General features: G+C 68.1%; 9 protein-coding genes. 5 read left to right on the forward strand and 4 right to left on the reverse strand.

The window, feature by feature from the left end; genetic code table 11:
* Positions 1-264: 264 nt before the first annotated feature.
* The 5 genes from AC3WG5_RS18820 to AC3WG5_RS18840 are packed head-to-tail and all read left to right on the forward strand — an operon-like array spanning position 265 to position 4,119.
* Positions 265-1,245, forward strand: coding sequence for an AAA family ATPase (locus AC3WG5_RS18820; protein WP_482582421.1), 981 nt, complete (start codon positions 265-267; stop codon positions 1,243-1,245).
* Positions 1,245-2,972: a cobaltochelatase CobT-related protein gene (locus AC3WG5_RS18825; RefSeq protein WP_492570236.1), complete on the forward strand. Its 1,728-nt coding sequence runs from the start codon at positions 1,245-1,247 to the stop codon at positions 2,970-2,972. Before AC3WG5_RS18820 ends, AC3WG5_RS18825 begins: the two co-directional genes overlap by 1 nt.
* A gap of 41 nt (positions 2,973-3,013) precedes the next feature.
* Positions 3,014-3,382, forward strand: coding sequence for a cupin domain-containing protein (locus AC3WG5_RS18830; RefSeq protein WP_492570238.1), 369 nt, complete (start codon positions 3,014-3,016; stop codon positions 3,380-3,382).
* A 22-nt stretch (positions 3,383-3,404) separates the two neighbouring features.
* The gene (locus AC3WG5_RS18835; RefSeq protein ID WP_492570240.1) at positions 3,405-3,758 is read left to right on the forward strand and encodes a Lin0512 family protein; all 354 of its coding nucleotides are present in this window, start codon (positions 3,405-3,407) and stop codon (positions 3,756-3,758) included.
* Positions 3,751-4,119, forward strand: a complete 369-nt coding sequence (locus AC3WG5_RS18840; RefSeq protein WP_492570242.1) for a Lin0512 family protein — start codon at positions 3,751-3,753, stop codon at positions 4,117-4,119. Before AC3WG5_RS18835 ends, AC3WG5_RS18840 begins: the two co-directional genes overlap by 8 nt.
* A gap of 294 nt (positions 4,120-4,413) precedes the next feature.
* Here the strand turns inward: AC3WG5_RS18840 and AC3WG5_RS18845 are convergent, their stop codons facing one another.
* From AC3WG5_RS18845 to AC3WG5_RS18860, 4 genes are all read right to left on the reverse strand, one after another.
* Positions 4,414-6,291: a methyl-accepting chemotaxis protein gene (locus tag AC3WG5_RS18845; RefSeq protein WP_492570243.1), complete on the reverse strand. Its 1,878-nt coding sequence runs from the start codon at positions 6,289-6,291 to the stop codon at positions 4,414-4,416.
* Positions 6,292-6,352: 61 nt separating this feature from the next.
* Positions 6,353-7,126, reverse strand: coding sequence for a TSUP family transporter (locus AC3WG5_RS18850; protein WP_492570245.1), 774 nt, complete (start codon positions 7,124-7,126; stop codon positions 6,353-6,355).
* A gap of 31 nt (positions 7,127-7,157) precedes the next feature.
* Complete coding sequence (gene pta, locus AC3WG5_RS18855) at positions 7,158-8,177, reverse strand: phosphate acetyltransferase (RefSeq protein WP_492570247.1); 1,020 nt, start codon at positions 8,175-8,177, stop codon at positions 7,158-7,160.
* 181 nt (positions 8,178-8,358) lie between these two features.
* Positions 8,359-8,700: thiamine pyrophosphate-dependent enzyme (locus tag AC3WG5_RS18860; protein ID WP_492570249.1), on the reverse strand; the 342-nt coding region annotated here is incomplete at its 5' end.

Consider the following 8,700-nt stretch of genomic DNA (forward strand, 5'->3'; position numbering starts at 1 on the left):
CGCCGGACAAGGCGCTGCAGTTGCTGCCGGCGTTGCAGCGTGCGGCGGCGGCCCTGGCCAAGATCGAGGCCGAGGCCATGCCCGAGGCGCGGGAGGACGAATGATGCTGCGTCCTCCTGCCGGCCGGGGGTATCCCGGCGCGAATGCTCTGGCCCCGCCGCAGGGCGAGACCGGCTGACGCCGGGCCTGCACGGGGGCGCCAGAGGTTGACGACTATTTGACCCACGCCGCGCAGCACGCTGCGGCAACCACTGGAGAGCTCCCGTGACAGACATCAGCCAGATTCAGCCCGACCGCATGGTCTCGGTGCGCGAGGTGTTCGGCATCGATTCCGACCTGAAAGTGCCCGCCTTCAGCGAGCGCGACGACCACGTGCCCGAGGTCGACGAGGCCTATCGCTTCAACCCGGACGTGACGCTGGCGATCCTCGCCGGCTTTACCCGCGACCGCCGCGTGATGGTGCAGGGGCTGCACGGCACCGGCAAGTCCACCCATATCGAGCAGGTCGCCGCGCGCCTCAACTGGCCGTGCGTACGCGTCAACCTGGACGGCCACATCAGCCGCCTCGACTTGGTCGGCCGCGACACCATCGTGTTGCGCGACGGCCTGCAGGTCACCGAATTCCAGGAGGGTATCGTGCCCTGGGCTCTGCAGCGTCCGGTGGCGCTGATCTTCGACGAGTACGATGCCGGCCGCCCCGACGTGATGTTCGTGATCCAGCGCATCCTCGAGCGCGACGGCAAGTTCACCCTGCTCGACCAGAGCCGGGTGATCCGGCCGCACCCGTATTTCCGCCTGTTCGCCACCTCCAACACGGTGGGGCTCGGCAACCTGTCCGGCCTGTACCATGGCACCCAGGTGCTGAACCATGCCCAGATCGACCGCTGGAACATCGTCGCCACGCTCAACTACCTGTCGCGCGACGAGGAGATGGCGATCGTGCTGGCGCGCGTGCCCGCCAAGGACCACGAGCAGGGGCGCCAGCTGGTGGCGTCGATGGTGGCGGTGGCGGAATTGACGCGCAAGGGCTTTGCCGCCGGCGACCTGTCGACGCTGATGTCGCCGCGCACCATCATCAGCTGGGCGGAAAACTGCGAGATCTTCCGCAACCCGGCGCTGGCCTTCCGCCTGTCCTTCCTCAACAAGTGCGACGAGGCAGAGCGTCCCATCGTCGCCGAGTACTACCAGCGCTGCTTCGGCGTCGAACTGGACGAATCCTGGATGCTCACGGCGGGGGCGCAGTGATGGCCAGCCCGCAGCAGAATGCCCAGCGGCAGCAGCAGGTCGAGGAGCTGTGCGCGGCGGCGCTCCGCGCGCTGACCGGCGATGCGGCGCTGCACTACCGCGGCGGCCGGCTGCATCGCGCGACGCGGGCGCTGCCGGTGCACGCGCCCCACCTGCGCGTCGACCCCGGCGCCGACGACTTCGTGGCCTGCCGGGCGGCGGCCGACGGCATGGCGCTGCGCCTACAGTATTCCGATGCCGCGCTGCACCGCAGCCTGTGCCCGGAGGAGCCGGTCGATCGCCTGGTTTTCGAGCTGCTGGAACAGCTGCGCGTCGAGACCCTGGTGCCGGCCGACATGCCGGGCATGGCTGGCAACCTGCGTCAGCGCTTCGAGGACTGGTCGCGCGCGTTCTACCGCTCCGGGCTGACCGAGGGCGAGGTCGGCATCCTGCTCTACACCGTGGCGCAGATGTGTTGGTCGCGCCTCAACGCGCTGCCGGTATTGCACGAGACCGAGGATTACATCGAGAGCACCCGCTGGTCCCTGGTGTCGGCGCTGGGCAGTGCGCTGGCCGGTATCCGCCGCCAGCGCCACGACCAGGCCGCGTTTGCCCCGCACGCGCTGGAGATCGCCCGCATCGTCGGCGACAAGGTGCGCGCCAAGCGCGCCCAGCCGGGGGAGGACGAGGCCGGTGAGGCGGCCGAGGGCGACGCCCGTGCCGCTTTCGCGCTGCTGCTCGACTTTGACCAGGACGAGGGGGGCGACGGCATCGCCGCCGCCGTCAGTGGCGCGAGCAAGGTGTTTGTCGAGGCGGAGCAGGCCTACCGCGTCTACACCACCCGCTACGATGTCGAGCTGGCCGCCGGCACGCAGGTGCGCAAGGCGCTGCTGGAGGAGTACCGCGAGCGGCTCGACCGGCGCATCGCCGCCCAGGGCGTCAATGTTCCGCGCCTGGCGCGCCTGCTCGGCGCCGTGCTCGCCGAGCCGCGCCGCGACGGCTGGCGCTTCGGCGAGGAGGAAGGGCAGGTGGATGGCCGCCGCCTGTCCCAGCTGATCACCTCGCCGGCCGAGCGCCGCCTGTTCCGCCGCGAACAGTTCAAGCCGGCGGCGGACTGCCAGGTGAGCGTGCTGGTGGATTGCTCGGGCTCGATGAAGACGCACGTCGAATCGGTGGCGACCCTGGTGGACATCCTGCTGCGTGCGCTCGAGATGGCCGGCGTCGGCACCGAGCTGCTCGGTTTCACCACCGCCGCCTGGAACGGCGGCCGTCCCTACCGCGAGTGGATGAGCCGGGGGCGGCCACGCCATCCCGGCCGGCTCAACGAGGTCTGCCACCTGGTGTTCAAGGACGCCGAGCGCAGCTGGCGGCGCGCGCGCCGTGACGTCGCGGCGTTGCTCAAGGCCGATCTGTTCCGCGAAGGCATCGACGGCGAGGCGGTCGACTGGGCCTGCAACCGCCTGCTGGCGCGCAGCGCGCAGCGGCGCATCCTGATCGTGATTTCCGACGGCAGCCCCGCCGACAGCGCCACCGGGCTCGCCAACGATGCCTTCTATCTCGACAACCATCTCAAGGACGTCGTCGCCCGGCGCGAACAGCAGGGGCAGGTGGAGATACTCGGCCTTGGGGTCGGCCTGGACCTGAGCCCGTTCTACCGCCGCTGCCTCGCCACCGACATGAGCCAGGCGCTCGACAACGCGCTGTTCTTCGAGATCGTGCAGCTCATCGGCGGGCGGCACCGGCGCTGAGTGGCGTTTCCCCGATTCTTCAACCTGACCAGACACTAACCATGACTATCAAGGTAATCGATTTTGACAAGGACGGCGGCCAGCGCTCCGAGCAGCGCCTGGCCGATCTTCCCGACCGCGTGGTCGAGGGCGACCCGCATCATCAGACCGTGTTGCAGTTCGAGAGCGCGGACGGCGAGGTGATTGCCGGCACCTGGCGCAGCACGCCCGGCAAATGGCACGCGTTCACCGACCGCGACGAGTTCTGCTACATCGTGTCCGGGCACGTGCGCCTGGTCGCGGCGGACGGCAGTGCCCAGACGTTCAAGACCGGCGATGCGTTCCTGATCCCGAACGGCTTTCGCGGCTACTGGGAAGTGCTCGAGCCGACCACCAAACACTTCATGATCCGCCGTTACGCGGCGCAGTGAGCAGAAACGGAACAGGTGAACCATGGCAAAAACCAGAATGGTGGTGGAGTTCGGCATGGGGACGTCGATCCGCAGCCGCAACTACACCGAGGCAGCGGCGCGCGCGATCCGCGATGCGCTGTGGCGCAATTCGCTGAACGTGGCCGAGTTTTTCGGCTTTCCCAAAACGGCGATGCTCATCGATGTCGAGATCGGCATCCAGCGGCCGGAGGAGGTCGACTGCGAGGCGCTGGTCGGGCTGTTCCCCTACGGTACGCCGTCGATCACCGTGGTGAAGGGGGGGCTGGACGTGCCCAAGCACGGCAGCGACGGTCTGAGCGTGATCGCTCACGCCGCCATCATCGTGTCCTTTGATATGGAGCCGGCACATGGCTGAGAAACGCATCATCCTGGAAATGGGGTCCGGCAACGACCTCTATGGCGGCGACTACACCAAGGCCGCCTGCCGCGCGGTGCAGGACGCGCTGCATCATTCGTCGATCATCCTGTTCCGCTCGCTGGGCTACGACCACCGCACCATGCGGGTGCAGGTCACCATCGGCGTGCAGGAGCCGGACCAGGTCGACACCGCCGCTGTCGCCGCCACCTTGCCGCGTGGACGGGCCGAGGTGACGGCGGTGTTCGGCGGCCTCAACGTGCATGACCCGGAGCAGGGCACCACCCACGTCATCGCCACCGCCGCGGTGGAGGCGTTCCTGCCCGCCGACAGCGACTGGCGTCTGAGCGAGCCGGCCTGAGCGGTTGCCCGGTGGCCGTCGGCGGCCGGCCTCGTTTCCTCCTTGGAGCCTGTTTACGATCTGCTGCGCGTCGGCGCTACCGCGTTAAAACCGTCTTCGGAATGCTCATTTACCACGTGTAAACGCCGCTTCCTCAGCCGTTTTTGCCTTGTCTCGCTCTAGCTCGCGGGAGCGTAAACAGGCTCTTATTCCTGTCAGGTGGGCGGGGCCGGGTCGCCAGCCTGATGTCAGACGGCACCCGGCCCCTCGGCCTGTTCGCGGCAACGCCCGCCGCCCGCTGCCGGCGGCGGGAAATCAGACCTTGAAGCGTTCCAGCAACGCGTCCTGCTGCCCCACCTGCTCGACCATCACCTGGCAGTGATCCAGCTGCGTCGCCGCCCCCTGCGCCACGGCGTGGCTGATGTCGCGGATGCCGTCGGTGCGCCGGCTCAGTTCGCGCGTGGCCACGCTTTGCTCCTTGGCGGCTTTGGCGATGTGCAGGTTCATGTCGTTGATGCGCGTGATCGCGTCGCGGATGCGGCCCAGGATGTCGTTGGCGCTGGCGGCGTCGTCGACGGTCTGCTTGGCGGTATGGCTGCATTGCAGCATGCTGCTCTCGGCGCGTTTCACGCCGTTTTGCAGCTGCTCGATGATGTCGCGGATCTCGGCGGTCGAACTCTGGGTGAGCGAGGCGAGGGTGCGTACCTCGTCGGCGACCACGGCGAAGCCGCGCCCGGCCTCGCCCGCCCGCGCCGCCTCGATGGCGGCGTTGAGCGCCAGCAGATTGGTCTGGTCGGCGATGCCGGCGATCTTGGTCAGGATCGACTCGATGTGGCGGCTGAGCAGCACCAGTTCGTTGATGGAGAGGCCGGTCTCGCCCAGCTTGTCGGCCAGCAGCTGGATCGTGCTGGTGGTGCGCGATACCACCGCCACGCCGTGCTCGGTTTCCACGTTGGCGGTTTCGACGGCGCGCGCCGCCACCTCGGCGTGTTCCGCCACGGCCTCGGCGGCGCCGTTCATGTCGTTCATGGTATGGGCCAGTTGATCGAGTTCCTGCAGTTGCAGGTACAGCCGCTCGGAGGCGGACTGCGCTTGGCTGGAGGTGGCCGTGCTGGTCTGGCGTACCTGCGCGGCGCTGTTCATGACGTTGCCGATCAGGGTTTGCAGGTGCTGCACGAAGCCGTTGAATTCGCCCGAGAGCAGCGCGACTTCGTCCTTGCCGGTGGCCGGCAGACGGCGTGTCAGGTCGCCCTCGCCACGGTTGATGTCCTGCAAGGCGTGGTGCAGCCGCTGCAAGGGCGACAGCAGCCGTCCCATCAGGACACCGAGCACCAGCAGGCTGAGTGCCACGCCAATGACCGCGCCCACCAGCGCGCGCTGGCTGGCGGCGTCGGCCTCGCGCATTAGAGCGGCTTCGTCGAGCACTACACCCAGGTACCAGTGCATGCCGTGCAGGCCGCTGAGCGGCACGAAGGAGACCAGTTGCCGCCGCGCGCCGTTGACCGCGGTCAGCGCGGTCGTCAGCGCGGGACGTTGTCCGTCGAACAGCCGAGTGTAGGACTGGCCGTTCAGCTTGGCGTCGGGGTGCGAGATGATCTTGCCGTTCCCCGCCAGCAGGAAGGCGTAGCCGGCGCCGTTGAAGTCGAGCGCGTTGACCGCGGCGGCGATGTTCTGCAGGCTCAGGTCGCCGCCGAACGCGCCCATGAAGCGGCCGTGATCGCTGAGTTTCGCCACCGCGGAGATCAGGATTTCGCCGGTGGCGGCGTCGGCGTAGGGTTCGGTGAGCACCGCGCGCGGCGCCTGGCGTGCCACCGAATACCACGGCCGCTGGCGCGCGTCCCAGCCGGGCGGGTTCCATTTCGGGTCGTTGGTGAGGCGCTTGCCGTCGCTGTCCAGGCCGCCGAAGACCAGCAGGAACTGTTCTTTCAGCAAAGGTTGGCCGAAGACCTGCTGAATCCGCTCTGGGCGGAAGTCGGCATCGATGCTCTGCGCCATCAGGTCGATCAGCTGCAGCTTGGCGTTGAGACCGTTTTCGATCTGGCGTGCCAGCGCGTTGCCGGACTGGGCGATGCTGGATTCGGCCTGCGAGCGCAGGCTGCTGCGCAGCTGGTTCACCTGCACCAGCGACAGCAGGCTGACGGTGAGAAACAGCACGGCGGCGCCGGCGAGGCCGGCCTTGTGTGAGATCTTCATGTCGAGAGCTTCTTGTTGGTTTGGTTGGGGAATGAGGTCACGGCCGGCGGGGGTGGACGGTTCAGGCGCCTCCTCGGCCAAGCAGCGCGGGCAGGGCGCTCAGCATCAGGCTCACGCCGATCAGCAGCAGGATGCAGAAGGCGATGCGGCGCATCGTCGCCGGGGCGACCGGCGGCGGGTGGCGGCGTCCGAACAGGGTGACGAAGGTGGCCAGCAGCATCGACAGCCCGGTCAGCAGCCAGACCGACGCCGACAGCTCGCCTTGGCTCGCCACGAACAGGGTGCGCGTGCCCGAGGTGAAAGCGAACACCAGGAGCAGCATGCTGCGCACCGCCGCCAACTCCATCGGCTGGCGGTAGAAGTGAAAGATCACCGGTGGCCCGGCCATGCCGAACAAGCCGCCGAACAACCCGGAAAACAGCCCGCTGACGAAGAAGCTGCGGTCGGGCGAGCGCTCGGTCAGCTGCGCCGGACGCAGCGCGAACACGATGCCGCTGTAGGTGATGGCGCCGCCCAGCAGGAACTCCAGCAGCAGCGAGGCCGTGCTGCTCAGGTAGTTGAGCAGCACCACGCCGGCGATGATCGACGGCAGCACCCCCAGCAGCACGGCGCGCGCCGCACGCCAGTCGATCAGGTGCCACTTGCCGCGCAGCGCCACCGCGCTGTTGACCAGCGTCACCATGCTGACCACGGCCGCCGCGACCGGCACCGGAGCCAAGGCGAAGCCGCTGGTGGCGCCCATCACGATCATGCCCAGTCCGAAGCCGGTGACGGTCTGGAAATAGGTGCCGACGGCGATGGTGGCGAGCAGGGCGAGGAGGGTGTCGAGGCTCATGGGCGTGTCCTGGCGGCGGGGCGGAGGGCGCTTAGCCCGCGGTGGCGGTCTCGCGGGCGGCGTGCGCCTGCACCACCGTCACCGCGATGACGTGGAACACGTCGTCGGCACTGCAGCCGCGCGACAGGTCGTTGGCCGGTTTGGCCAGCCCCTGCAGCAGCGGCCCGATGGCCACCGCGCCGCCCACTCTTTCGGCCAACTTGTAGCCGATGTTGCCCGCTTCCAGGTTGGGGAAGATCAGCACGTTGGCCTTGCCCTTGACCTGCGAGTCCGGCAGCTTGCGGTTGGCGATCTCCGCCACGATCGCGGCGTCGAGCTGCACGTCGCCGTCGATGGCAAGCTCGGGGCGCTGCGCCTTGACCTGGGAGGCGGCCTGCGCCACCTTGTCCACCGCCGCATGCTTGGCGCTGCCGTTGGTGGAGAACGACAGCATGGCCACGCGCGGCTCTTCCATCAGCAGCTGGCGTGCGCTGTCGGCGGCGGCCAGGGCGATGTCGGCCAGTTCGCTGGCGCTCGGGTCCACCACCAGGCCGCAATCGGAAAAAATCAGCCCGCCCTTGAGCGAGTGGAACGGTTCGCACAGCATCATCAGGAAAAAGCTGGAAACCAGCTTGAAGGAAGGCTGCACGCCGATGACCTGAATCGCGGTGCGCACCACGTCGGCGGTGGTGCGTACCGCGCCGGAGACCGTGCCGTCGGCGCGCCCGGTCTTCACCAGCAGGTTGGCGCAGACCAGCGGGTCGCGCGCGGCGCTGGCGGCCTGTTCTTGCGTCATGCCCTTGTGCCGGCGCAGTTCGAACAGCGCCTCGGCCAGCTCCGCCTGCAACGGGGCGTCGGCAGGGTCGTGAAAATCGATGCCGCTCAGGTCGAGGCCGCGTTGCCGCGCCAGTGCCTCGATGGCGGCGCGGTCGCCGACCAGCACGATGCGCGCGATGCCCTCGCGCGTGGCCCGGACTGCGGCGTCGAGCACGCGTGGGTCCTCTCCCTCGGAAAGGGCGATGCGGGCGGGGGCGTGGCGGGCCTGCTCGATGATGCGGGTGAGTGCTCTCATGGTGGGGACTCCTGATAAAACCATTTCCGACAAGGAAAAAAAGGGCCGGAACCCGGTGCGAGGGATGCCCGGGCCCCGGCTAACACTCAACATGGATTGAGTAGGAGGATGAAAGGGTCGAAGTCATTGCCTCGGGATGCACCCCTGCTGATCAGGTCGGGGTGCGTCCCGTCTTACTTGCTCACACGTAATCCTTGTACTTGTCGAGGAATCGAACCGGCTTGGACAGCGCGTCGCGGCGGAAGGGGTCGCCCAGCTCGCGGGTGCACATGATCTCGATGATGCAGGTCTTGCCATGGTTCATCTGCAGGTCGATGGCCTTCTTCAGCGCCGGGCCGACGTCCTCGAGGCGGTCCACGGTGATGCCTTCGGCGCCCATGGCGCGGGCGATCTCGGCAAAACTCTGGTTGTCCAGCTCGCCGGCAACGAAGCGGCGGTTGTAGAAATCGACCTGGTTCTTCTTCTCGGCCCCCCACTGGCGGTTGTGGAACACCACCGCGGTCACCGGGATGTTGTGGCGCAC

Source organism: Pseudogulbenkiania sp. FW507-F1 (assembly GCF_058781125.1).